The 25,127-nt window shown below is 66.0% G+C and carries 18 protein-coding genes and 1 pseudogene; 9 read left to right on the top strand and 10 right to left on the bottom strand.

Annotated features, from left to right (window positions below; all coding sequences use genetic code 11):
- Positions 1-81 precede the first annotated feature (81 nt).
- Positions 82-258, top strand: a complete 177-nt coding sequence (locus ACCQ00_RS19095) for a hypothetical protein (protein ID WP_017158194.1) — start codon at positions 82-84, stop codon at positions 256-258.
- A 227-nt stretch (positions 259-485) separates the two neighbouring features.
- Here ACCQ00_RS19095 and ACCQ00_RS19090 read toward each other — a convergent pair whose 3' ends face one another.
- The 3 genes from ACCQ00_RS19090 to ubiK form a co-directional block, all read right to left on the bottom strand.
- A complete protein-coding gene (locus ACCQ00_RS19090) occupies positions 486-983 on the bottom strand; it encodes a lipocalin family protein (RefSeq protein ID WP_039568534.1) in 498 nt (165 codons plus the stop codon).
- Between the two features lie 332 nt (positions 984-1,315).
- A complete protein-coding gene (locus ACCQ00_RS19085) occupies positions 1,316-2,836 on the bottom strand; it encodes a YifB family Mg chelatase-like AAA ATPase (protein WP_039568535.1) in 1,521 nt (506 codons plus the stop codon).
- A 15-nt stretch (positions 2,837-2,851) separates the two neighbouring features.
- Positions 2,852-3,130, bottom strand: coding sequence for a ubiquinone biosynthesis accessory factor UbiK (ubiK, locus tag ACCQ00_RS19080; protein WP_017156738.1), 279 nt, complete (start codon positions 3,128-3,130; stop codon positions 2,852-2,854).
- A 153-nt stretch (positions 3,131-3,283) separates the two neighbouring features.
- Between ubiK and ACCQ00_RS19075 the strand changes: the two genes are divergently transcribed.
- Both ACCQ00_RS19075 and ACCQ00_RS19070 read left to right on the top strand, forming a co-directional pair.
- Complete coding sequence (locus tag ACCQ00_RS19075) at positions 3,284-3,658, top strand: P-II family nitrogen regulator (RefSeq protein ID WP_008574841.1); 375 nt, start codon at positions 3,284-3,286, stop codon at positions 3,656-3,658.
- 483 nt (positions 3,659-4,141) lie between these two features.
- The gene (locus tag ACCQ00_RS19070; protein ID WP_039573544.1) at positions 4,142-6,127 is read left to right on the top strand and encodes a glycoside hydrolase family 84 protein; all 1,986 of its coding nucleotides are present in this window, start codon (positions 4,142-4,144) and stop codon (positions 6,125-6,127) included.
- A 206-nt stretch (positions 6,128-6,333) separates the two neighbouring features.
- On the opposite strand, the gene ACCQ00_RS19065 is transcribed toward ACCQ00_RS19070, so the two are convergent.
- Positions 6,334-6,990 (bottom strand): RIO1 family regulatory kinase/ATPase domain-containing protein, encoded by a 657-nt coding sequence (locus ACCQ00_RS19065; protein WP_039573547.1) that lies wholly within the window; start codon positions 6,988-6,990, stop codon positions 6,334-6,336.
- A 548-nt stretch (positions 6,991-7,538) separates the two neighbouring features.
- Here ACCQ00_RS19065 and ACCQ00_RS19060 point away from each other — a divergent pair.
- Both ACCQ00_RS19060 and ACCQ00_RS19055 read left to right on the top strand, forming a co-directional pair.
- Positions 7,539-8,359: pseudogene (locus tag ACCQ00_RS19060) on the top strand (hypothetical protein).
- Positions 8,360-8,541: 182 nt separating this feature from the next.
- Positions 8,542-9,153, top strand: coding sequence for a PH domain-containing protein (locus tag ACCQ00_RS19055; protein WP_017156743.1), 612 nt, complete (start codon positions 8,542-8,544; stop codon positions 9,151-9,153).
- 346 nt (positions 9,154-9,499) lie between these two features.
- Here ACCQ00_RS19055 and speE read toward each other — a convergent pair whose 3' ends face one another.
- Positions 9,500-10,357, bottom strand: a complete 858-nt coding sequence (speE, locus tag ACCQ00_RS19050; RefSeq protein ID WP_039573550.1) for a polyamine aminopropyltransferase — start codon at positions 10,355-10,357, stop codon at positions 9,500-9,502.
- 237 nt (positions 10,358-10,594) lie between these two features.
- On the opposite strand from speE, the gene speA reads away from it, so the two are divergent.
- The 4 genes from speA (at position 10,595) to ACCQ00_RS19030 (ending at position 19,971) form a co-directional block, all read left to right on the top strand.
- Positions 10,595-12,481: an arginine decarboxylase gene (gene speA, locus ACCQ00_RS19045; protein WP_039573553.1), complete on the top strand. Its 1,887-nt coding sequence runs from the start codon at positions 10,595-10,597 to the stop codon at positions 12,479-12,481.
- A gap of 960 nt (positions 12,482-13,441) precedes the next feature.
- Entirely contained in the window at positions 13,442-17,383 is a 3,942-nt protein-coding gene (locus ACCQ00_RS19040) for a non-ribosomal peptide synthetase (protein ID WP_236493328.1), read from the top strand.
- Complete coding sequence (locus tag ACCQ00_RS19035; RefSeq protein WP_039583445.1) at positions 17,376-18,707, top strand: glycosyltransferase; 1,332 nt, start codon at positions 17,376-17,378, stop codon at positions 18,705-18,707. The genes ACCQ00_RS19040 and ACCQ00_RS19035 overlap by 8 nt, the downstream gene beginning before the upstream one ends.
- Positions 18,708-18,843: 136 nt before the next feature.
- The gene (locus ACCQ00_RS19030; protein WP_039583446.1) at positions 18,844-19,971 is read left to right on the top strand and encodes an acyltransferase family protein; all 1,128 of its coding nucleotides are present in this window, start codon (positions 18,844-18,846) and stop codon (positions 19,969-19,971) included.
- A 267-nt stretch (positions 19,972-20,238) separates the two neighbouring features.
- Here the strand turns inward: ACCQ00_RS19030 and ACCQ00_RS19025 are convergent, their stop codons facing one another.
- The 5 genes from ACCQ00_RS19025 to radC all read right to left on the bottom strand — a co-directional run bounded on the left by ACCQ00_RS19025 (position 20,239) and on the right by radC (position 25,088).
- On the bottom strand, positions 20,239-20,994 hold the full coding sequence (locus ACCQ00_RS19025; RefSeq protein ID WP_372354006.1) for an SDR family NAD(P)-dependent oxidoreductase: 756 nt from the start codon (positions 20,992-20,994) through the stop codon (positions 20,239-20,241).
- Between the two features lie 37 nt (positions 20,995-21,031).
- Positions 21,032-21,565 (bottom strand): hypothetical protein, encoded by a 534-nt coding sequence (locus tag ACCQ00_RS19020; protein ID WP_017158751.1) that lies wholly within the window; start codon positions 21,563-21,565, stop codon positions 21,032-21,034.
- Positions 21,566-21,571: 6 nt separating this feature from the next.
- Entirely contained in the window at positions 21,572-22,456 is an 885-nt protein-coding gene (locus tag ACCQ00_RS19015) for an SPOR domain-containing protein (RefSeq protein ID WP_017158750.1), read from the bottom strand.
- Between the two features lie 178 nt (positions 22,457-22,634).
- Complete coding sequence (argS, locus tag ACCQ00_RS19010; protein WP_017156754.1) at positions 22,635-24,323, bottom strand: arginine--tRNA ligase; 1,689 nt, start codon at positions 24,321-24,323, stop codon at positions 22,635-22,637.
- 87 nt (positions 24,324-24,410) lie between these two features.
- Positions 24,411-25,088: a RadC family protein gene (gene radC / locus ACCQ00_RS19005; protein ID WP_039572400.1), complete on the bottom strand. Its 678-nt coding sequence runs from the start codon at positions 25,086-25,088 to the stop codon at positions 24,411-24,413.
- Positions 25,089-25,127: the final 39 nt, after the last annotated feature.

Here is a 25,127-nt window from a genome sequence, read left to right as displayed (position 1 = left end):
AGGGTCGGATTGTCTGCGCTCCCGCCCGGGAGCAGCCGGATACCGGTCCCACGCAGGATGCTTTCACTGGAGGAATCACGCATGACAACGCAGAAAGAACGCGTCGGCGGCACCGATGCGGTGCCGATCTTCAAGATGCAGGAGACAACACGCGACGGCGAGCTGACCAAGTACGTGGTCGGCGACACCGGCGTGGCCTTCGACAGCCTGGAAGGTGCACAGGCCGCTGCCAAGGATCTCGGCACGCTCGACGACTGAGAGGTTGGGGTGCTGGTCTGCGCGGTGGAGCCGCCAGGACCGGTGCGCTGGGTCGCCACGCCAGTGGCCACGGCGACTGCGTCAGTGGGCGATTGTGGTCTGGATGCTCGTTGAGAGCATATGCCTATCGTCCACTGGTCAGTGCCTCGAGGTCACCAGGGTTGCAGGCGGTGCGTCGTTGCTGGCCTGACCAGTCCCCAGCCAGTCGGGGTCGCCTACGGAAGCGGTTACTCGGTCAGCCGCCCGGTGTGCGGGGTGTGGATCAGTGGCGACAGATCGAAGCCCTGTTCGCGCGCATGCGCCAGGTAGGACTGGGCGATGTTTTCGTCCAGCTGCGGCAAGCGCGCCAGTAGCCATAAGTACTTGCGATCCGGGCTGCCGACCAGTGCAGCCGTGTAATCGGCGTCGATGCGCATCACCCAATAGTCGCCCTTGGTGAAAGGGATCCAGCGCAGACCCTCGGGCAAGAAGGTCACTTCCAGCCGGCTGTGCGTGTCGTCGATGGCGCGCGCCTGGCCTACCGCTTCTTCCAGCTCGCCTTCTGCGGTGAAGCAGCGATTCTGGACGCGCACGCTGCCGTCGTCTTCCAGGGTGTAGTGCGCCGACACGTCGGTACAGTCGGCATCCTCGAAGCGGGTCGGCAGGCGGGCGATTTCGTACCACGTGCCCAGGTAGCGATTCAGGTCCAGCGAAGGGACCGTGGCAAGTTCAGGGTGGTGGCTCATACAGGCCTCTGCACAATGGAGTGCTGCCTGTTGTACGTGTCGCGCCATGAAATGCATGTTGGGATGTGGCGCCCGCGGTCGTGCAGCAAGGGCGGGCGTCCGTGAGGGCATCCGGCTCGGTGCGTGCTGGCGTTAGGCACGATGCCACGCGTGCGCCGATGCCGCGCGAGCGATCAATTGGCTGCATCCGATGAACACCGTGACGGCCAATGCTGTTGCGCACCGGCACCGGCACCGGCACCAGCACCACTTCCTGACAATGCGGGCGCCCTGCAGTAGCAGGATGCGCGCCCGCGCATGGCTTGCGGATCCGCTCCGGTTGACCTGCCGAACTACGCCGCGCTGGCGGCGCCAAGCGCACGATCCAGTTTGCGGTAGCCGATCGCTTCGGTGAGATGGCGTGTGGCGATGTCCGGGCTGTCGTCGAGATCGGCGATGGTGCGTGCAACGCGCAGGATGCGATGCATCGAGCGTGCGGACAGCTGCAGGTGTTCGATGGCGCGCTCCAGCAGCACCTGATCGTCGTGTTGCAGGCGGCAATGGCGGTCGGTGTCGGCCTGGTCCAGTTGCGCATTGGGCAGCGCGCCGCGTGCAAGCTGTCGTTGTCGTGCGGCGACCACGCGCGTCCGCACGCTGGCGCTGTTTTCACCAAGGTTGCCGCTGCGCAGCGCCTGAGGCGGAAGGCGCGGCACTTCCACATGCAGGTCGATGCGGTCCAGCAACGGGCCCGAGATGCGGCTGCGGTAGCGACGGATGCTGTCGCTGCTGCAGCGGCAGCGCCCGCTGCCATCGCCTGCCCAGCCGCACGGGCAGGGATTCATGGCGGCGATTAGTTGGAAGCGCGCCGGAAAATCCACGCTGCGTGACGCGCGCGCGATCGTGACCACGCCCGACTCCAGTGGCTCGCGCAACACTTCCAAGGTTTGCCGTTGCCACTCGGGCAATTCGTCCAGGAACAGCACGCCGTTGTGAGACAGCGAGATCTCGCCGGGGCGCGGGTGCGTGCCGCCGCCGACCAGGGCCACTGGGCTGGCGGTGTGGTGCGGGGCGCGGTAGGGGCGTTGCCGCCAGCGGGCCAGATCCAGCCCACGGCCGCTGATCGAGGTGATCGCTGCGGTTTCCAGTGCCTCTGCTTCGCTGGCCTCGGGCAATAGACCAGGCAGGCGCGAGGCCAGCAGGGTCTTGCCGCAGCCAGGGCTGCCGACCAGCAATAGATGATGCCCACCGGCGGCGGCGATCTCCAGCGCGCGACGTGCGTGCGGTTGGCCGCGTACGTCGGCCATGTCGGGCAGGGCGCGGGCGCCGAGCGCCTGCACTGCCAGCTCGGCGGCAGGCGCTTTCTGGCTGCCGTTGAGCGTGGCGCAGACATCCAGCAGGGTGCGCGCGGTGAAGGCTTCGACGTGCCCGGCGATGGCGGCTTCGGCACCGTTGGCGAGCGGGACGATCAGCCGACGCCCGGCCTGCGCGGCCGCCAATGCCGCGGGCAGCACGCCGTCGACGCCGCGCAGCTCGCCGGTCAGCGCAAGCTCGCCGAGGAATTCGTAATCGGCCAGGGCCTGGCGGTCGATCTGCCCGCTGGCAGCCAGGATGCCGAGAGCGATCGGCAGGTCGAACCGGCCGCCTTCTTTCGGTAGATCGGCCGGTGCCAGGTTGATGGTGATGCGCCGGGCGGGGAATTCGAACTGTGCGCACAGCAGGGCGGCACGCACGCGCTCGCGCGATTCGCGCACTGCCGCTTCGGGTAGGCCCACGATCTGGGTGGAGGGAAGACCGCCGGAGAGATGCACTTCCACCCGAACTTCAGGCGCATGCACCCCCACGCGGGCACGGCTGTGCACCAGCGCCAGACTCATGGTGGTGGCCTTCGCTCAGGGGGTGGTGGGGGGTGCAGTGGGTGGCGTGCCGGGTGCGCGCGCTTCCAGTGCGGCAACGGTCTGCTCCAGCGCGTCGAGTTTTTCGCGGGTGCGCAGCAGGACCGCGCGCTGCACGTCGAACTCTTCACGGGTGACCAGGTCCAGTTTGCCCAGCCCGGCCTGCAATGCGCCCTTGAAGGTGCTTTGCAGTTCTTCGCGCGATTGGCGCAGGCCCGGCGGCACCAGGTCGCTGAGGCGGCGGGCGAGGTCGTCGAGCTGGTTGAAATCGATCATGGTGTTCTCCGCAGGTCCGTAGGAAGCCTAGTGCAGGCCGGGACACGCGGGACATCGGCAAGGCAGTCGGCAGGCGGTAAGGATAGTCTCATTCGGCTGTCGTCCGCGGTGATGGCGGGGCGCGGTTGGATGAGTGTTGCGCCCGTCCACGGTATGCTGCGCGGCCGTCATGCCCTGGGACCTGCACCGATGAAAATGATCATGGCCATCGTCAAACCGTTCAAGCTCGACGATGTGCGCGAAGCGCTCGCCGGCTGTGGGGTGGCGGGCATCACGGTGACCGAGGTCAAGGGCTTCGGCCGCCAGAAGGGCCACACCGAGCTCTATCGCGGCGCCGAATACGTGGTCGATTTCCTGCCCAAGGTGAAGATCGAAGTGGCGGTGACCGACGACCAGGCCGAGCGCGTGGTCGAGGCGATCGTCGCGGCGGCCGGTACCGGCAAGATCGGCGACGGCAAGGTGTTCGTGTACGACCTGGGCACGGTGGTCCGTATCCGTACCGGCGAGCTGGATAGCGACGCGCTGTAGGTCGCAATGCGGCGCTTGCTGCTTGCCAGACGCGTGGCGGGCGGTGAGGGGTTCGATGCGCTCTGCCTGCGCAGCGGCGAGACCGCAGAGCCGTAGTGCTGCGCCAGCAATCCAGTCGACTTCACTGGATCAGGCGCATTGTGGTCGCACCGACCGCAGGAAACTCGGGCCGCCCAAGCCATGCGACGTGCGCGCCGCGCGTGCATTAAATGCACTGGCGGTGGCGCGCATCACCGCCGCAGATGGGCGTCTGGGCGTGTGCGGGCCAGGCCGCTACCGGGCGCGAAGGCGCCACCGTCCATCTTGTCAGACCATTTCAATACCGCCACCGATTGCTGCCGCACCTTTCTGGCGTGCAATGCAGAAACATCCTGAAGTTACGGCGTTCCAGCGCTTAACATCGAGCAATCGCGGCCGCGCTTGTCGCCGCCGCCCGACTTGCCTACTCTAGGGCGTAATACCATTCCAATACCGGAGTTCGAGATGAAGCGACGCAACTGCACGCCGGGCGTGCGCCTGCTTTCGGTATTGGTAGCGCTGGGCCTGGCTGCTCCGGCGCTGGCACAGGACGTGACCGAACCGGTTACCCAGCCGGCGATCTATCCGACGCCGGTCTCTATGATGCTGGATGGGGCAACCGTCACCTTGGGCCGCTCGGTGGTGCTGGTGGTCGCCCCTGGCGCGGACAAGGCCACGGTGGCGCTGGTGCGCAGCATTCTCGACAGCGCAGGCGTCACCAAGATTGCGACCGCCACACGCCTGCCTGCCACGCTGGACCGCCCGCACATCGTGCTCGGCACCGGCGATGCGGCCGTGGTGCGCGATGCGCTGGGGCGTAGCAAGGCGATGCAGGACACCCATAAGGAAGGCTACACGTTGGCCAGCGTTGCGCTCGATCGCGGCAGCCTGATCACGCTGGCCGGCCACGATGACGATGGCCTGTTCCATGCGGCGCAGACGCTGCGGCAGCTGGTCGAGCGGCCGGCCATCCCGACGCTGACGATCCAGGATTACCCGTCCATGCCGATCCGCGGCACCATCGAAGGCTTCTACGGCGCGCCGTGGTCGATGAGCGATCGCAGCAAGCACATCGATTTCCTCGCCCGCACCAAGGCCAACACCTTCATCTACAGCCCGAAGGACGACCCTTACGCGCGCGATCGCTGGCGCGAGCCGTACCCGAAGGCGACCTTGAAGGCGCTCGGCCAGCTGGCCGCCACCGCCAAGCGCCATCATGTCGATTTCGTCTACGCGATTTCGCCTGGCCCCACCGTGTGCTTCTCCGATCCGGCCGATGCCAAGGCGCTGTTGCGCAAGTTCGATGCGTTCCGCGCGCTGGGCGTGCGCAGCTTCTACGTGGCGCTGGACGATATCGAATACACCAAGTGGAATTGCGAACGCGACAAGACCACCTTCGGCGAGTCCGGCGCGCAGGCGGCCGGTATCGCGCAGTCGCATCTGCTCAATCTGGTGCAGGCCGATCTGGTCGCGCGCCACGATGCGGCCGCTGAACTCATCATGGTGCCGACCGAGTACTACGACGCCAAAGAGAGCCCTTACAAGGAAGCGCTGCGCAAGCATCTAGACCCGAAGATCGTGGTGCAGTGGACCGGTACCGACGTGGTGCCGCCGGCCATTTCCATCCCCGATGCGCGCGCAGCCACCAAGGCGTTCGGCCGCAAGACGCTGTTGTGGGACAACTATCCGGTCAACGATTTCGAAACGTCGGCCGGGCGCCTGCTGATGGCGCCGTATGCGCGGCGCGAGGCGGGTCTGTCGGCCGAGTTGTCGGGCATCGTGTCCAACCCGATGAACCAGGAAGCACCGAGCCGCGTCGCGGTGATGGGCGTGGCCGCGTTCGCCTGGAACGACAAAGGCTACGACGCGCAACGCACCTGGCATGCGGCGGCGCGCGATCTGGCCGGCGGCGATGCGCGCGTCACTGCGGCCCTGCTGACCTTCTTCGATACCCAGCACCTGGCGCCCACCTTTGGCAGCCAGCCATGGCAGGAACAGGCGCCACGCTTGAAGGCGGTGCTCGACCATGTACGCGAGGCAATCGCGCTTGGCGATTCGGCAACGCGCACGCAGGCGATTGCCGAACTGGCACGCACTGCCGACGAACTGGCTGCGGCACCGCAGATCATCCGCGACGGCGTGGCCGATGAGGGTTTTGCCGAGCAATCGCGCCCGTGGCTGGAGGCAATGGAAGACTGGGGCCAGGCCCTGCAGAAGACCGCAGCCGGGCTGGATGCGGCAAATCGCGGCCACACGCAGGCGCCGGCCTTGTTTGCCGAGGCGGCTGCGATCGCCGCCGTCGCGGGCCAGATCCAATCGATTCCCGGCGCCACGCGCTTCGGCGGCCCGGTCAAGATCGCTGACGGCGTGCTGGACCGCTTCATCGCGCAAGCGCCGCGCCTGATCGCTTATCGCCATGCGGCAGCGACTGAGTCGGCAGCAGCAAAATGAGTGGGTTAGTGCACAAACACTAACGACGCGCACGGGGAATTGTTCGCGTCGCTGTGCATGCAACTGCGCGGGCGCCATTGCCATCTGCATCGCAGCACCTGGCATGACGCGCCGGAAGGACGTCCGCGCTCCAGATCAAACCGACGACATCAGCGCGGCAGCTGGGCGTAATGGTGTGCTTAGTCGCCGTTAGTCGGCAGCGCTGGTCACGCCCTGCCTTTCAAGCGTCGATACAGCCGCTTCCAGCCGCTGCGAATCGCCTGCACCCAATGCGGTTCGGCACTGCGGGCCGATTCGTCGGCAGTCGGCGCGATGCCGGCAAGGCGCTGGCGCATTTTCTGAAAGTTGGCCACGTCGCTGCGCTGCAGCTGACGCGCCAACGTGCCGCGCCGCAGCCAGCGCGGGAATCGCCATGCCGAGGTGAAATCGATCAGCACCGGCACGCCGGCACTGACCACCACATTGGTGCCGTGCAGATCGTTATGGGTGATGCCGAACGCATGCAGCCGGCGCAGCGCCTGCTGCAATTGCTGGAAGACCTCCTGGCCTACGACGGTGCTGGCGCTGAGCGTGTCGCCTGGAATGAATTCCATGCCCAGCGCCAGCCCGCCCAGCGTGCCGAGCAAGGCCGGGGCATGCCGCCAGCCTTGCAACTGCCGCAGCATCCTGGCCTCGTGGCGCACCATGAGCCGGGCGATCGGCGACAACAGCGTGCGGCGATAGCGGCCGTAGTCCTTGACCACCGCCGGCTGCCCGTTCACGTGGGTGCGGTAGACGTCCGGCTCGAGCAGCCTGGTGCCTTGCTTGAGCAGAACAGGGGTGACGAGGTGCAGGCTGGACATGTCCAGCGGCTGGTAATGCATGGCAGTTCTCCAGACCTTGGCGGCGCGGAGATGTCACGCGTTGCGCAGGTTCACGGTGATCGCGAGGATCGGTCTGCCTAATTTTAGAACTTACGAGTATTGAAATTATATTTATTTAACAAATGAAATGTTCCGGGAGTGGAACAGCATTTGGAATCAGGCGTTTGACAGGACCCACCAGGATCGGAATGTACCGGCCAGTGCATACAGGCACGCCAGCCCAGGCCATGATTCGCCCCGCCGGCGTTGCGTCTTGCCTCAGGGTCGACGCTGTCAGTGCCGGCTGCTGAAGTGCGTTGACGGTCGCTTTGCTTCTTGACCGCGAATGAGACTCCAGACACTGTGCCGGCTGCGGTCAGGGGGCTGCAGCACGCGTTAACACGGGCACGCGCTTCGAGCGTCGCCCTGCATCGATGTCGCACGACATCCGGTGATGCCGAAACGCGCCCCGAATACGACTGCAACTTGCGCCACTTCCAGACGCCGTCAGGTGCCACCTGCGTGCGCAAGGATGCGGAAACGATGGAGCACGACTCATTGGGGATGCAATGAAAAGGACCGCAACACTGCTGTTGGCCTGCACGGCGTTCGGCGTCACGGCTCAGGCCTCGGCGCAGTCGTTGTCGCGCGGCTGGGACAGCTACCGTCAACAGCAAAAGCAGCAGACCGGCACCCAAGGCGTTGCCGCGCCGGCAGCGCCATCGTCGCGTCCGGCGCCAGCGGGCGTTGGCGCAGCGCCGGCCGCTGTCGGTGGAAGCGGCTCCGGCCAGCCTGGTGCGCCCGGCCGATTCACGACGGTGACCGAGCAGACTGAGGCCCAGGCAGGCCAGCCTGCCGCTGCTTACCCGGCAGCGCCTGTCCCCGCAGCGAGCTACACACGGGTGGAGGAATCGCGCATTGAAAGGGGCGCGTTCATCGGCGTGCAGCGTGGTCGAGGTGAGGTTTTCAGTGGCTATAAGCAAGACATGCTTGGCCTCAGCGCCGGCTATCGCTGGCGTGCTGGCTCGGTCACGTTGATCGGACTTAGGGATCGATTGGGCGCCTGGACCGCGGCGATACGACCGACGATGTCTTTATCCCCGCAGTGAAGTTTGGCGGCATCGGGGGTACGGCACGTTTCAATTTTGGTGACACTCCGCTGTTCGCGGTAGTCCGCCTTGGCTCTTGGTATGCCGAGGTCGCAGACATGAGCGACGAAATCTTTGGTGGTTACGCAAGCCTCGGCCTGGGCCTCGATATCGGCAAGCATGCGAGCGTGAGCGCGATGTACACCAACTACGTCTACGCCAGTGACTACTACGACTATGCCCAAGACATCACCATCAACCGTGCAGACGTACTGAACGCAGTACTGGAAGTCCGCTTCTAACTAGCGCTGGTCGAAGGGCGGGCGGCAGCGCTCGTCCTTCTGCGGCATGCCGCATGCACCGCGATGCAGCGGACAGCGATCCATCTGACGCTGCACCGCAAACGGTCGGCATTGCACCGCCATCCATGCGGCTTGCTGTAGTGTCCTGGTCAACGCACCGATTCAACCGTTGGCGAGGGCAGATGGACGCATTGGCGCAGTTTTTGACGGACGAACAGGACCCGGTGGCGGTGGGCAAGATCCTGCCCAAGATCACCGAGTTGCTGACCCGCGACGAGCAGGTCGAGTACATCGCCGTGCAGAAGAAAATGGTGATGAACCTGTCTCCGGATGCGGTGGTGCTGACCAACCGCCGCTTCATCGTGGTCTACCCAAAGCTGCTCGGCATGACGTTCCGCGATTTCCCCTGGCGCGAGGTGCTCGATGTGCACATGAGCGAACAGATGCTCGGAGCCACCATCATGTGCCGCACCACGCAGGGCGCCTACGCTTCCATCGACAGCCTGCCCAAGAAACAGGCGCGGCGCGTGTATGCCTATGCGCAGCAGGTAGAAGAATCCGCCTACGAAAAGCGCCAGCAGCTGGAGATCGACAAGTTGCGTGCGGCGGCCGGTGGCGTGGTGGTGCATGCGCCTGGTGCGCACGGTGCGGCAGTGGCACCGCAAGCCAGTGCGGTTCCTGCGACCGACGATCCGGTGCAGGTGCTGAGCAAGCTCAAGCAATTGCTGGAGGCGGGGCTGATCACGCAGGACGAATTCGACGCCAAGAAGACAGAAGTGCTGGCGCGCCTATAGCTTGCGCAGCGCATCGATGCATCGGTGGGCTTCACATACATCGGCCCATAGACCGCAGCAGTGACGCAGCAACGGCCGCGCTATCGGCGGATCGCTGTGCCAGAAGTGGGGGTGGCGCGCTGGCCTCACACATCACCAGCGTTGGGCGGCCACGGTAGACCTGATCGGTGTGCCAATGCATCGGCCCGCGCGCCGTAAGCACGCAGGCCATGCAGAAAACCCGCAAAACGGCTGGACCTCACCGCCAAGCGGGCGCGGCCGTTTGCAGGAACCGGCCGCGTCCATTCAGGCGCCATGCTTGAACACTTGCCGTTTGCACGTGCCAGCCATGCTCGGCCAGCCGCGATTACTCGCCCAGTGCCTTGGCCACGAACGGCGGGGCAACCAGCACGCCGGTGTGCAGGTGCGCGGTGTAGTACAGCGTGTCGAAGCCCTTGGCCTGCGCAGCGTCCTGGCGGAACGCGAAATTGGCCTTGGCCTGCTTGCTGGCCATGGTCACGCTCCACCAGCCGGTGGGGTAGCACGGCTGCGGGAACGGCAAGGTCTTGAACGACTGGAAGCCGGCCTTGCCCATTTCCGTGCGCATTTCGTTGATCAGGTCCAGCAGCGCCAGCGGCGATTCGGACTGCTGCACCAGGATGCCGTCGTCCTTCAATGCCTTGAAGCAGCTCTCGTAGAAGGCCTTGTTGAACAGGCCTTCGGCCGGGCCAACCGGGTCGGTGGAATCGACGATCACGATGTCCACGCTGCCGGCCGGGCAATTGGCCATGTAGGCCACACCGTCGTCGAACAGCAGTTCGGCGCGCGCGTCGTGGTTGGCGTCGCACAACTCGGGGAAATACTTCTCCGACATGCGGGTGACCTGCTCGTCGATATCGCACTGGGTGGCGCTTTCCACGCCGGGGTGCTTGAGCACCTCGCGCAGTGTGCCGCAGTCGCCGCCGCCGATGATCACCACGCGCTTGGGCGCCGGGTGAGTGAACAGTGCCGGGTGGCTGATCATCTCGTGGTAAAAGAAATTGTCGCGGCTGGTGAGCATCACCGCGCCGTCGATCAGCATCAGCTTGCCCCAATCGGTGGTCTGGTAGATCTCGATCTTCTGGAACGGGGACTGCACCTCGTCCAGCTTGCCGCTGATACGGAAGCCGATCGCCGAGCCGGTCGGCTGGAAGTGTTCGATGTACCAGTTGTCGTTGGTGCTCATGCGGACGTCCTAATCGAAAAGAAGCGGGCAGTTCCTTCTCCCACCGGGAGAAGGTGGCGCAAAGCGCCGGATGAGGGTCGGGCGCAGCCCCGTGCAGCCAAACTGCACAGCGGCTGACCCTTGCTCGGCCCCGCTCCAACCAGGAGAGGGGCGTGAAGTCGGCGCGGATTGTAACGGACCCTGCGCATGCCAGGCGTTACACTTCACGCCCTTTTTTATTCCAGCCGAGACAGCGAAATGAGCGATTGGTCCCTCGACCAAGCCCGCAAGACCTATTCGATCCCGCATTGGGCCGACGGGTATTTCGATGTGAACGCTGCCGGACATGTCGTGGTCACGCCGACCGCCGATGGCCCGGCGGTGTCGTTGCCCGAGGTGGTGGATGCCGCGCGCGCAGCCGGTGCCAAGCTACCGCTACTGGTGCGCTTCCCGGACATCCTGGGCCAGCGCCTGGGCAAGCTGCAGGCAGCGTTTGCGCAGGCGCAGTCGGAGTGGGATTACGCCGGCGGCTATACCGCGGTGTACCCGATCAAGGTCAACCAGCATCGTGGCGTGGCCGGCACCCTGGCCAGCCACCATGGCGAAGGCTTCGGGCTGGAAGCGGGCAGCAAGCCAGAACTGATGGCGGTGCTGGCGCTGTCGCGTCCGGGCGGGCTGATCGTGTGCAACGGCTACAAGGACCGCGAATACATCCGCCTGGCGCTGATCGGCCGCAAACTTGGGCTGCAGACCTTCATCGTCATCGAAAAGCCGTCCGAGCTGACCCTGGTGCTGGAAGAGGCGCGCGCGCTGGACGTCAAGCCCGGCCTGGGCGTGCGCATGCGCTTGGCCTCGCTGGGCGCGGGCAAGTGGCAGAACAGCGGCGGCGACAAGGCCAAGTTCGGGCTCTCGCCGCGGCAGGTGCTGGACCTGTGGAAGACGCTGCGCGACACCGAGTACGCCGACAGCCTGAATCTGCTGCATTTCCATATGGGCTCGCAGATCTCCAACGTGCGCGACATCGCCAACGGCATGCGCGAGGCCACGCGCTATTTCGTGGAGCTCTCGCGCCTGGGCGCAAAGATCAGCCATGTGGACGTGGGCGGCGGCCTGGGCATCGACTACGAAGGCACGCGCTCGCGCAGCTATTGCTCGATCAACTACGGCCTGCATTCGTATGCCAGCAACATCGTGCAGCCGTTGGCCAGCGCCTGCGAAGAGCATGGCCTGCCGCCGCCGCGCATCGTTACCGAGTGTGGGCGCGCAATGACGGCGCACCATGCGGTGCTGATCGCCAACGTGTCGGAAGTGGAGCAGGCGCCGGAAGGTCGCGTGCCGGACGCACACGACGATGAGTCGGCCGCAATCCGCCACCTGCGCGAGATCCACGACGAGCTCGATGTGCGTCCGGCGGTGGAGCTGTTCCAGGAAGCCCAGCATTTCCATGCCGAAGGCTTGAGCGCGTACGCGCTGGGCCAGATCGACCTGCCGCAGCGCGCGCGCATCGACGACCTGTTCTATGCCATCGCACATGGCGTGCGTGCGCGCCTGAGCTTCGACGAGAAGAGCCATCGCCCGGTGCTGGATGAGCTCAACGAGCGGCTGGTGGACAAGTATTTCGTCAACTTCAGCGTGTTCGAATCGATCCCGGACGTGTGGGCGATCGATCAGGTCTTCCCGATCGTGCCGATCGAGCGCTTGAACGAAGCGCCGCAGCGGCGCGGCATCATCGCCGACATGACCTGCGATTCGGACGGCATGGTCAAGACCTATGTCGAGAACGAGAGCCTGGACAGCTCGCTGCCGCTGCATGGTTTGAATGCCGGTGAGAGCTATCGTATCGGCTTCTTCCTGGTCGGCGCCTACCAGGAAATCCTGGGCGATATCCATAACCTATTCGGCGATACCGATGCGGTGGAAGTGGTGGTCAATCGCGATGGCTATCGCATCGCACAGCAGCGCCGCGGCGATACCACCGACGTGATGCTGGACTACGTGGGCTATCAGCTGGACACGCTGCGTGCCACCTATGCCGAGCGCATTGCTGCCGCACACCTGTCGCCGGAACGGGCGCAGGAACTCAGCGCTGCGCTGGAAGCGGGGCTGACCGGCTACACCTACCTGTCCGACGAGCCGCTGGGCTGATCGGCAATGCGCTGCGGCCCGGCCGCAGCGCGGGTGGTGCGCGACATGGCCCATCCTGCACGCGCTCGTGCCGCAAGCGCCGCCTGAAGCGGCAGGGACATCACCGGCATGGACGCTGCAGGTCCTGCGACGCGTCGATGCGCGATCGCGCAGACGTGCGCTGGTCGGCTGCGATCCTGCGCTTCATGCAGCCGTACCCCGCCGGATCCAACAAAGTGCCTGCACTTGTCATGCGCTGCGCCTTGCGATCGGCTCGAGCTTAGGTTCTTCGCGCGTTTGTGCTGCATGCCGATGACAATCAGGCGACCATCGCGTGATCGTGCACGCGAGGGAGTCAGACGCATTGAAGGCGTCTTTTCTCTCATAAAGTGATTTGCTGAATAACCTAATTCCAGTAACGCTCATTTGGAATTGGTCTTATTCAATGCGGGGTCTTATCTTCCGTGATGCGCGCATATTCTCCTTGAACTGCGTGCGTAGCCTCGACCATGCGGTATGCAGGGCGATGCACTGACGCGCGCCGGATACGGCGCGCAATTTGCTCGGATGTATGCACGCAGAACACTAGTTCAAATCACACTTCAGAGAGAAAATTTTCGGTATCACGCGATTTCCGTGATTTTTTGCACGGTTTCGGCCCCGCGCGAATTGTTAGTGTTCGTTTAACTTGTCGGGATACAAGTTGCTTCAACTAGTCACCTGCACATTGTTGTTCGATTGTGCGAGTCGCTGTGCTGTGCGTCTTCATCATGCGTTTCCATCGCGTATTACCGGCAATTGTCGGTGGTCGGCGGTGTTTCTTACCCCTCGTTTTCTCAAGCAAGGTGCTGATCCGGTGTCCATTGACCGATAACGGTTGAAGGGTGTCGACGGACTGCGCGCCACACCAGAAGGATGCACGCAATGCACGCTGACGCCTCTCCCGTTTTTCCCCTGACCAAGGCGCAACGTGGCCTTTGGGTGGCCAACAAGTTGCACACCGAAAACACCTTGATGTTGGCCGAAGTATTGGAAATGTTCGGCCCGCTCAATCCCCAGGTGCTGATCCGTGCCAGCATGCAGCTGACGCACGAGTTCGATACGCTGCGCCTGTGTATCGTCGAGCACGAGGGCGTGCCTTCGCAGGTGGTCTTGCCCGAGTACAACGGCACGATTCCATACTTCGACGTCAGCTCCGATCCGGCTCCGCGTAATGCCGCCGAACATTGGATCGACGAAGAAATCCGCAAGCCGGAAGACCTGCAGAACGGGCCGCTATGGCATTGCGCGGTGTTCCGTCTTGGCGAAGATCATCATATCTGGGTGCAATGCGTGAGCCATCTGGTGATGGACGGCTACTGCGCGTCGATCATGATGCAGCGCATGGCCGTGCTCTATAACGCCTACCTGGCCGACGTGGAGCCGGAGCCTGCGCAGTACGGCAGTGCATTGTCGCTGCTCGAAATGGAACAGCACTATCGCAACTCCGATCGGTTCCAGCGCGATCGCGAGTACTGGATGCAGCAGTTGGCCGATCTGCCGCCGCCGGCGACGCTGGCACGGCCGGGCAATCCGCTGTCCACCGGGTTGTTGCGCTGCACCGGGCAGTTCTCGCCGCAGCAGGTGGTGCGTCTGCGCGCGCTGGGCAAGGAGTACGGCGCCAGCCTGCCGCAGATGCTGATTTCGCTGATTGCCGCGTACTACTACCGCTGCACCGGTGCCGAGGATCTGGTGCTGGCAATGCCGGTGACCGGCCGCATCAACGCGCGCTATAGGCAAACCGCAGGCCTGGTGGCCAACGTGATTTCGCTGCGCCTGAAGATGGACCCGCAGCAGCCTATCCATACCTTGTTCGCGCAGGTGTCGTCGGTGGTCCGCCATGCACTGCGCCATCAGCAATATCGCTTCGAGGACGTGCGCCGCGATCTGGGCATGTTCGGGATGGAGCAGAAGTTCGCACGCCTGGCGGTGAACATCGAGGCCTTCGACTACACCTTGCGCTTTGGCGAGGCGTACGCGGTACCGCACAACCTTTCCAACGGCCCGGCCGACGACCTCACCATCTTCTGCTACGAACGCGGCGATGGGGCCGCGCTGCGTTTCGATCTGGATGCCAACCCGGCGTTGTACGACAGCGAGGAACTGGCCGAACACTGCCGTCGCCTGACCCATCTGGCCGACGCGGTGCTGGCCGATCCGGAATGCGCGCTGGGCCAGGTGGATGTCCTCGGCGACAGCGAGCGCCGACGTTTGCTGCACACCTGGAACAACACCGCCGCGCCGCTGCCGGAACCGGCCACGCTGTTGCACGGCATGCTGCAACGCGCCGAGTTGATGCCTGCGGCCGTGGTGGCGCAATACGACAACCGCACGCTCGACTACGCCACGCTGTCCGAGCTTGCCTCGCGCATCGCTGCGCAATGGGTGGCCGATGGCGTGCGCCCTGGCGATGTGGTCGCGGTGGCGTTGCCGCGCAGCGAACAACTGTTGGTGGCGTTGCTGGCGGTGATGTGGTCCGGGGCGGCGTATCTGCCGCTGGATCCGGAGAGCCCGGCCGCACGCAACCGCCAGATGCTCAACGATTCCGGTGCCATCGGCCTGGTCTGCGAGCCGGCGCTGTGCGAGCGCTACCTGCTCGGTGGCATGGTCTGGCTGGATCCGCGCCCGGCCGTGTTGCCGGAGGCGATCGCACCGCTGGCGACGCCCGACGGCACTGCGTACGTGCTGTACACCTCCGGCTCCACCGGCGCACCCAAGGGCGTGGAAATCAGCCATCGCAACCTGTTCAATTTCCTGCATGCGATGGAGCACGAGCTGGCATTGCGTCCGCGCGATCGTGTCCTTGCCGTCACCACCATCACCTTCGACATCGCCGGGCTGGAGTTGTACCTGCCGCTGCTGGTGGGTGCGCGCGTGGTCATTGCACCAGCCGGTATCAGCCACGACCCGCGCGGTCTGTCGCGGTTGATCGCCGACGAACACATCAGCGTGGTGCAGGCCACGCCATCGCTGTGGCGCATCCTGCTGGCCAATGAGGATCTGGTGCTGGATCGCATCCACGCGTTGATCGGCGGCGAGGCGTTGGTGCCGGAGCTGGCCACGCAATTGCTCAGCCGGGTAGGGCGCCTGACCCAGTTGTACGGGCCCACCGAAACCACGATCTGGTCGACCATCATGCCGTTGCAGCTGACCGATGCCGCCGCACCGCCGATCGGCAGACCGCTGCTCAATACGCGCGTCTATGTGCTGGATGCGCAGCGGCAACCGCTGCCGACCGGTGCGATCGGCGAGCTGTATATCGGTGGCGCAGGCGTGGCCAAGGGCTATCGCGGCAAGCGGCAGCTGACCAGCGAGCGTTTCATGCGCGACCCGTTCGCCGACGACGGCAGCAGCATGTACCGCACCGGCGATCGTGTGCGTCAACGCAGCGATGGCCTGCTGGAATTCATCGGGCGCGCCGATGCGCAGCTGAAGATCCGCGGGCATCGGGTGGAGCCGGCCGAAATCGAAAGCGCCTTGCTGCTGCATTCGCAGGTGGCACAGGCGGTGGTGGTGGGCCATGGCGATGGCGAGCATGCCTTGCAACTGCTGGCCTATGTGGTCGGCAAGCACGGCAACGCGCCATCGGTCGAGCTGCTACGCGCGCATCTGCAGCAGCGCCTGCCGGCATCGATGATTCCCACCCTGTGGGTGCCGCTGGAGGCGTTGCCGCTGACCCCCAATGGCAAGCTGGATCGGCGTGCATTGCCGGCGCCCGGCGCATTGCCGCAACGCGCGCATCTGGCGCCGCGCGATGCGCTCGAACGCCAGTTGGCAACGATGCTGCAGGAGGTGCTGGGCATCGAAGTGGTGGGCGTGGAAGACAACTTCTTCGAGCTTGGCGGCGATTCGCTGCGTGCGGCGGAAATGGCCGCGCGTTTCCCGCAGATGTTCGGGGTGGAACTGCCGCTGGGCACGTTGTTCCATGCACCGACGATCGCCGGCCTGCCCGAGGTGATCAAGCGCAGCGCACACACGCCCAACGACCCGTTGAGCGTGCTGCTGCCGCTGCGTGCAGGCACCGCCGGCACCACGCCGCTGTTCTGTATCCATCCGGTCATCGGTCTGGGCTGGTCGTATCTCACCTTGCTGGGTCAGCTGGATCCGCAGTGGCCGGTGTATGCGCTGCAATCGCCGGGCTTGAGCGACCCGCAGCACCGTCCGGAGAGCATCGAGGCGATTGCGCGCGATTACCTGGCGCGTCTGCGCAGCGTGCAGCCGACCGGGCCGTACCGTCTGCTGGGCTGGTCGCTGGGCGGTCTGATTGCGCACGCCATCACGGCCGAATTGCATGCGCTGGGCGAAGAGGTCCAGTTGCTGGCCATGCTCGACAGTTACCCGCATCTGGAACAGGCCGCATCGCTGTCGGAGTCGGAGAACGTGCGCGCCTCGGTGCACGCGTTGGCCTTGCATCTGGCGCCGGGCCAGCCGATGCCGACCACGGTCGCCGAGCTCGCCATCCTGTTGTGCGATCACTACGGGCTGAACGACTTGCCTGCGGTGCGCCAGTTGCTGGAGCAACGTCCCACCTTGCTGGACGATCTGGGCGCCCTCACCCAGCATCACCTGCAGCTGGCGCGGCGTCATCGGCCCAAGCCGCTGGACCAGGATGTGGTCTTTGTCGAGGCGAGGGTGCGCATGAGCTCCGGCGGCGACGATGCGCTGTGGGTGGATTACCGTCCCCAGGCGTGGCATCCGTACGTGCGCAACTTGCAGCTGCACGTTCTGGACAGCGACCACCATTCGATGCTCTCGCCGACTCATTCGGCCACGCTCAGCAGCGTGCTGCACGCGGCTACCGCAGAGGCTACCCGGGCGGTGCAGCCTGTGGGGCAGGCCGGCCATGGTGCGGTCGCCGGCGACGGAGTGACCGAATATGCCTGAGTCCGGAGCCGATCCGTCACGCCAGCGGCCGGTGGTGATCGCCACCCTCGGCACGCACGGGGACGTGCGCCCGATCATTGCGCTGGCGCTTGGCCTGCAGCGGCGCGGTTATCCGGCGCGGGTGCTGACCAGTTCCAACTTCGAGACCTTGATCCGTGCCCACGGCCTGGAATTCTTCCCGCTCAGCGGCGATCTCCAGACGCTGTTGCAAGACCATCCGGACGTTGCCGAGATGCGCGGCGCCCCTGGCATCTTGCGCAAGAAGTTGCTGGAGTGGGCGCGCGATTGGCCCGCGCAGGGCCGCGCGGCGTGTGCCGATGCCGGCTTGATCCTGGGCGTGGGCAGTGCCAGTTTCCTCGTCCACAGCCTGGGCGAGGCGTATGGCGTGCCGGTGGCGTTTGCGCAGTTGCAGCCGCTCACCGAGTCGCGCCACCTGCCGTTGATGCTGATGCCCACGCTGCGTCTGCCGGGAAGTGTCAGCGTGGCATTGCATCGCCTGATGCGCTTTGTCTGCTGGCAGCTGATGCGGCCGGCCTTCAACGATATCGTGCGTCCGGCATTGGGGCTGCCGGGGTATCCGTGGAGCGGTCCGGATCGCGGCACGCTGGGCGTGATCTACGGCTATAGCGCGCATGTGTGCCCGCGCCCGCCGGACTGGCCGGAGAGCGCGCAGGTGTGCGGCTTCTGGCAACTGCCGCCGTCGCAGTGGCAACCGCCGGCCGCGCTGCAGGCGTTTTTGCAGGCCGGGCCGCCGCCGCTGTATATCGGCTTCGGCAGCATGACCAGCAGCGCCGTCGCGCAGCTCACTGCCACGGTGAAGGCAGCGGTGCGACTGACCGGGCAGCGCGCGTTGCTCGCCAGCGGCTGGGGCGGCCTGGGGGCCGGGGATACCGCTGCCGCCGATGACGCCGAGCGCTTCTTCCATCTGGAACAGGCACCGCACGATTGGCTGTTCCCGCGCGTGTCGGTGGCCGTGCATCACGGTGGTGCCGGCACCAGCGGTGCCGCGTTGGCGGCGGGCATCCCCTCGGTGGTGCTGCCGTTTGGCTACGACCAGTCGTTCTGGGCGCACTGCCTGGCCCAGCGCGGGGTCGCGCCGCCAGCGCTGGCGCGTGCCGGGCTGCAGCCAGAAGCCCTGGCCGCAGCCATCCAGCAGGCGAGCACGCCGGCCATGCGCGCGGCCGCGCGCGCACTCGGTCAACGGATTGGCCAGGAAGACGGCGTCCGCAACGCGGTCGATCAGCTGGAAGCCTGGCACCTGCTTGAACCCACGGCAGTGGCGCCCGCAGTGGCCACACGGACCGAGCAGCACGCCAGCGCATAGGCGTGGCGATGCTGCGCATCCGCTGCCGCAGGCGATGCACGCACTGCGGCGTGGTGTAGCAGTGCGTGGTTGGCAGCGACGCACTGTGCGCTGCCGCATGCGGCACAATCGGGCTCCCTCGGTTGATCTGGCCCGCATGCGCTATCCCGCTCTGGACCTGTTGCGTGGCATCGCCATCGTGTGGGTGATGCTGTTCCATTCGTTCGTGGTCGGCGGGTTGGGGCCCGACTGGGAATGGCTGTCGCGCTACGGCTGGATGGGGGTGGACCTGTTCTTCGTGCTGAGCGGCTTTTTGATCGGCACCCAGGTGCTGACTCCGCTGTCGCGCGGCAAGCCATTGGACTTCGCCGATTTCTACCTGCGCCGCGCATTCCGCATCCTGCCCGCGTTTTTGGTGGTGTTGGCGATCTACATGGCATGGCCGGGTTTTCGCGAATCGCCCGGGCTGGCGCCATGGTGGATGTTTCTCACCTTCACCTTGAATCTGTTGGTCGATTACAGCGAGCAGGCCGCGTTCTCGCACGCATGGTCGCTCTGCGTGGAAGAGCATTTTTATCTGGTGTTTCCGTTGCTGGCGACGGTGTTGTTGCGGCGTCCATCGGCCGCGCGCGTGGTCGCGGTGTGCGTGGCGGTGGTGGTCGCCGGCATCGTGTTGCGCACCAGCGTGTGGCTGCACAACACGGCGCTGGATCAACTCGGCGGCGGCCAGCAGCGCAACTGGTTTGTGGAAGATCTGTATTACCCCACCTGGAACCGGCTGGACGGTTTGCTGGCCGGGGTCGTGCTGGCAGTGGTCAAGGTGTTTCGCCCGCACACGTGGCAGCGCCTGCAGCAGCGCGGCACGACCTGGGCGTTTGCCGGGCTGGCCGTACTGGCGTTGGCTATGTGGTTGTTTCGCGAACGTACCGGTTTGATCGGCAACGCAGTGGGCTGGCCGGTGCTTTCGCTGGGGCTAGCCTTGCTGGTATTGGCAGGCACCGCGACCGACAGCGTACTGGGCCGCCTACGCGTGCCGGGCGCCGCGTGGTTGGCCGCCATTTCCTACAGCGTGTATCTGACCCACAAGGCGATGTTCCATGTGACCCAGGGCTGGTTGGGCACCACGCTGGACAGCCATGGCGTGCTGGCCTTTGTGGTGTATGGCGTGGTGGCGCTGGCGGCGGGTGCGCTGCTGCATTACGTGGTGGAACGCCCGTTCCTGCAGCTGCGTGGCGCGTTGCTGCGAAGGCGTGCAGCCGTGCGCCGCGATGCCGAACTTGCATGATGCGATGGTTGCGGAGAACGGCGAGCGTGCACCGGTTGCACGTGGCGGCCGCTGCAGCACCTGGTGTCAGGCAACCGGTCTGCGCAATTGCTGCGAATCTGCAGCGCCGATGTAAAGAAAAGCCGCGCAGTGCGCGGCTTTTCGATGCTCCGTTCGATGCTCCGTTCGATGCTCCGTTCGATGCTCGGTAGCGCTTACGCGGCGCAGCGGGGGGTGTGGTTGGCGCACTGCGCGCTCACCGCCTAAGCCGCTGCTTCGTGCAACGTCTCACTGCGCGTCGCGGGCCACCTGGAACCCTGCAAAGGACTGCGTCACCGGCATGATTTCCAGGCGGTTGATATTCAAATGCGCCGGCAGGCTGGCGACATAGAAGATCTGTTCGGCGATGTCTTCTGCCGTCATCGGGGTGGCGCCGCGGTACAGCGTGTCCGAGGCGGCCTGGTTGCCGCCGGTGCGCACCAGGGTGAATTCGGTCTCGGCCATGCCCGGTTCGATCGAGGTCACCCGCACGCCGGTGCCGTGCAGGTCAGAGCGCAGGCCCAGCGAAAACTGCTGCACGAAGGCCTTGGTGCCGCCGTAGACGTTGCCGCCGGTGTATGGGTAGGTGGCCGCGACCGAAGCGATGTTGATGATGGCGCCGCGGCGCGCAATCAACGCCGGCAGCAGGCGGTGGGTGAGCGTGACCAGCGCCGTGACATTGGTGTCGATCATCTGCTGCCACTGCGCCAGGTCGGCCTGCTGCGCGGGCGCGGTGCCCAGCGCCAGGCCGGCGTTGTTGACCAGCACGTCGATCTCGGCGAATGCGACCGGCACCGCGTCGATCGCGTCCGACAAGGCGTGTGCATCGCGCATGTCGAACGCGGCGGTGTGTACCTGCCCGGCCGGCAGTTCAGCGGCCAGCGCCTGCAGGCGTTCGGCGCGCCGGCCGGTGGCGATGACCTTCCAGCCGGCTGCGGCGAAGCGGCGCACGGCGGCGCTGCCGAATCCGGAGGTGGCACCAGTGATCAGGACGGTCTTGGACATGGGGAACTCCAGGGAGGACAGGGGGCGGGAAGCAGATTCAGTGAGCAGGCCGCGGGTTCGCCGGTGCGGCAGGCCGCGCGCGCAGCAGCTCGTCGGTCAGGGCCTGGCGTGCGACGACCTGGCCACGCCGCAGCTGCAGCGCCACGTACGGGGCCGGTGCGTGCGCAGCGCTCGTGGCGGTGGCGGGCAGCGCCACGATCAATTCGCCATCCACCCAGGCGGCGGGCACTGGCGCTGGCTGGCCGGGGAACAGGACATCCAACGGCAGCGTGGGCGGTGCCTCGGCGCAGGCGCCCAGGACCACGCGATCGAGCCACAGTTGGTGTCCGTCCAAACGCCAGTAAGCGCGGTAGCCGCGCCAGTTGGCGCTGCAACTGCCCAGCGCGCTGCCGGCGTGCGCCACGAAGCGCTTCCAGGTGGCCGGGTCGTCTAGTGGGCCGGACAAGGGTTCGGCCAGCAGGGTCGCCTGCTGGCCGTCGATCTGGATCAGGTCGGGCAGCTGATCGGTGGCCTGCGCCGGGCCGGCCCACGCCAGGACGCCCAGCAACATGCCAGCGATACGTCGCAACACGGGCGTTTACTGCGCCTTGATCGCGATGGCGGACAGGCCACTGCCGGTGAGCTTCTGCTTGGCCTCGGCAAGCTCGCTGGCACTGCCGTAGGGCCCCATGCGCACGCGATAGACCGTCTTGCCGCTGATGTCGGCCGATTCCACGCGTGCGGCCAGGCCCATCATCGCCAGCTTGGCCTTGGTGGATTCGGCATCGCCGGAGGCGCCGAACGAGCCGGCCTGCAGGATGTAGCGGGTGTTGTCGGCGACCGCTGGCGCAGCAGCCGGCGGCGCTGTTGCAGCGGCGGCGGTTGCGGCGGGTTTGGGCGCGGCGGCGGCCGGCGTGGTGAGTGCGGCGGTACTGGCCGGAGCCGGCGTGGCGGCCTGGCGTGCCGGTGCGGCTTCCGGCAGCGGCTTGGGTGCGCTGGCGGTGGTTTCCTTCAATGGCATCGGGACGCTGGCGGCCGGTGTAGCGGCTGCCACGCTGGCGCCGGGTGCGGGGGGCACGGGTTTGCCTTCCAGCGCCGCACGCGCTCGCGCGGCCTCTTCGGCGCGCGCGCTGGCTGCCAGTTCGGCGTCGGACATCTGCACTTCCTTGCCAGGCAGCAAGGTATAGAAGTCGTACTGGGTCTGCGCATCGCCGGGTTTGGCCTGCGGCTTGGGCGGCTGCGCGCTGGGCTTGGGCAGTTCGGCCGGCGTGTCCACGTCGGCATCGGCCACCGGCTCGGGCTGCGCATCCGGATTGGCACGCGGGCCCACGCGCAGGAAACCGTCGCCGTCCTTCTTGAACAGGTTGGGCGCGGCCAGGAAAATCACTGCCGCAATCGCGGCGCCAGCCACCAGCCACACCCAACCGGGGGTGCCATTGCTGGTGTTGCGCCGGGCCTGACTCTTACCGCGTCGTGCTGCCATCTACCACTTCTCCGAATCGTGTCGTTGCGGGCCCGCTGGCCCGCGTGCTGTGGCAACGCGCGCCGATGCGCTGATTGCCCGGTGAGCGCCATCGGCGCCCGAGGTGGCAGGCCGGCGCCTACCGCCGTGCCATGCGCTGCGCCGCTGCCTGCGATGGCACCCGGCAGCGGCCGCCTGTTTACATCTTTTCCGGAGCGCTGACGCCGAGCAGTTCCAGGCCATTGGCCAGCACCTGTTGGGTGGCGACCGCCAGGGTGAGCTTGGCGTCGCGCTCGGCGGCAGCGTCCACCAGCACCTTGCTGTTGTGATACCACGTGTGGAAGGCGTGCGCCAATTCACGCAGGTACTGCGCGATCTGGTACGGCTCCAACGCCTGACCGGCGATTTCCACCACTTCCGGGTAACGCGACAGCTCCAGCATCACCGCCAGCGAGTGCTCGTCTTCCAGGCATGCGAGCTCGGCCAGGCCGTGGGCCTGGTCGTACTTGTAGCCCTTTTCCTGCGCCTGGCGCAGCACGCTGCACACGCGCGCATGCGCGTACTGCACGTAGAACACCGGGTTGTCGTTGCTCTGCGCACGCGCCAGGTCGATATCGAAGGTGAGCTGCGAATCGGGCTTGCGCGCGATCAGGAACCAGCGCACCGCATCGGCGCTGGTTTCTTCGATGAGGTCGCGCAGGGTGACATAGCTGCCGGCGCGCTTGGACAGTTTCACTTCCTCGCCGCCGCGCATCACCGTGACCATCTGGTGCAGCACGTATTCCGGCCAGCCCTGCGGGATGCCCAGTTCCATCGCCTGCAGGCCGGCGCGCACGCGCGTCAGCGACCCGTGGTGGTCTGCGCCCAGTTCGGTGATGGCGCGCTCGTAGCCGCGCTGCCACTTGGTCAGGTGATAGGCCACGTCCGGCACGAAATAGGTATAGGTGCCGTCGGACTTGCGCATGACGCGGTCCTTATCGTCGCCGAAGTCGGTGGACTTCAGCCACAGCGCGCCGCCTTCCTCGTAGGTGTGGCCGGAGGCGATCAGCTTTTGCACCGCTTCTTCGACCTTGCCGTCCTTGTACAGCGAGCTTTCCAGGAAGTAGATGTCGAAATCGACCCGGAACGCCGCCAGGTCGTGGTTCTGCTCGTTACGCAGGTACGCTACCGCGAAGCGGCGGATCGATTCGAGATCGGCCGGATCCTTGGTGCCGGTGACCAGATGGCCCTCCAGGTCGACGGTCTCGCCGGCCAGGTAGGCATTGGCCACATCGGCGATGTAGTCGCCGCGGTAGCCGTTTTCCGGCCAGCCGTCGCTGTCGGGGGTGAGCCCCTGCGCACGTGCCTGGACCGACAACGCCAGGTTCTCGATCTGCACGCCGGCGTCGTTGTAGTAGAACTCGCGCTTGACGTTCCAGCCGTTGGCGTCGAGCACGCGTGCCAGGCTGTCGCCGATGGCCGCGGCGCGGCCGTGGCCGACATGCAGCGGGCCGGTCGGGTTGGCCGAAACGTATTCCACGCCCACCGAACGGCCGTTGCCGGCCAGCCCGCGGCCGTAGTCGTGACCCTGCTTGATCACATGCGCCACTTCGCGCTGGTAGGCGGTGGGAGCCAGATGGAAATTGATGAATCCGGGGCCGGCGATCTCCACCTTGGTCACGTCGTCGCTGGCCGGCAGCGCGGCAACCAGCGCCTGCGCCAGTGCGCGCGGATTGCTGCGCGCAGCCTTGGCCAGCAGCATCGCGGCGTTGGTGGCGAAGTCGCCGTGCTCGCGGGTCTTGGGTCGCTCGACCACAAAATCCGGCGGCAGGGTGTCGGCGGGCAGGGTGCCATTGGCGCGCAAGGCTTCAATGCCTTGGCCGATCAGTGCGCGGAGTAGGGCTTTCACGTGGGATCTGCTTGGAACCAAACCAGCGATTTTACCCGACCGCGTGCCGCAGGGTCCGACCGATGGTTCAGGTCAGCGCACCACTGCTCATTCCAGCCAGCCGCGCTCGGCGAACGACACTGGCCGACCATCGCCGATGACGAAATGGTCCAGCAGGCGGATGTCCACCAGCTCCAGGCTGTCCAGCAGCCGCTTGGTGACCGCGCGGTCGGCCTCGGAGGGCTCCGGATTACCCGACGGGTGGTTATGCCCGACGATCACCGCCGCCGCGTTGTGCAGCAGCGCCCGCCGGACCACTTCGCGCGGGTGGATGTCGGCACCGTCGATGGTGCCGGTGAACAGTTCCTCGAAGGCGATGGCGCGGTGACGGTTGTCCAGGAACAGCGCCGCGAACACTTCATAGGCCCGCGCGCGCAGCCGCTGCGAAAAATAGCGGCCCACGCTGGGCGGGTCGCTGAGCGCCTGGCCACGCTCCAGCGCGCTCATCAGGTGCCGCTGGGCCAGCTCCATCCCGGCGGCGAGCTTGCAGGCCGAGGCCGGGCCCAGCCCGGGCAGGCGCGCCAGCGTCTTGGCCGGGCGGTCCAGCAACAGACGCAGCGGGCCGTGCCGGTGCAGCAGATCGCGCGCGGTCTGCACCGCATCCTGGCCACGCAGACCGGAGCCGACGAAGATCGCCAGCAGCTCGGCATCGGACAAGGCAGTGGCCCCGCGCGCCAGAAGTTTCTCGCGCGGGCGTTCGTGGGTGGGCCAGTCGTGTATGTGCATATGGCGAGATTGCCGGTGCTCATCGCCGACGCCCATCAG

Origin of the sequence: Xanthomonas sp. NCPPB 3761 (genome assembly GCF_041475705.2) — a bacterium.
GTDB lineage: Bacteria > Pseudomonadota > Gammaproteobacteria > Xanthomonadales > Xanthomonadaceae > Xanthomonas > Xanthomonas phaseoli.
The sequence above is the reverse complement of the archived record's forward strand: the minus strand, read 5'-3'. Positions and strand labels throughout refer to the sequence as shown.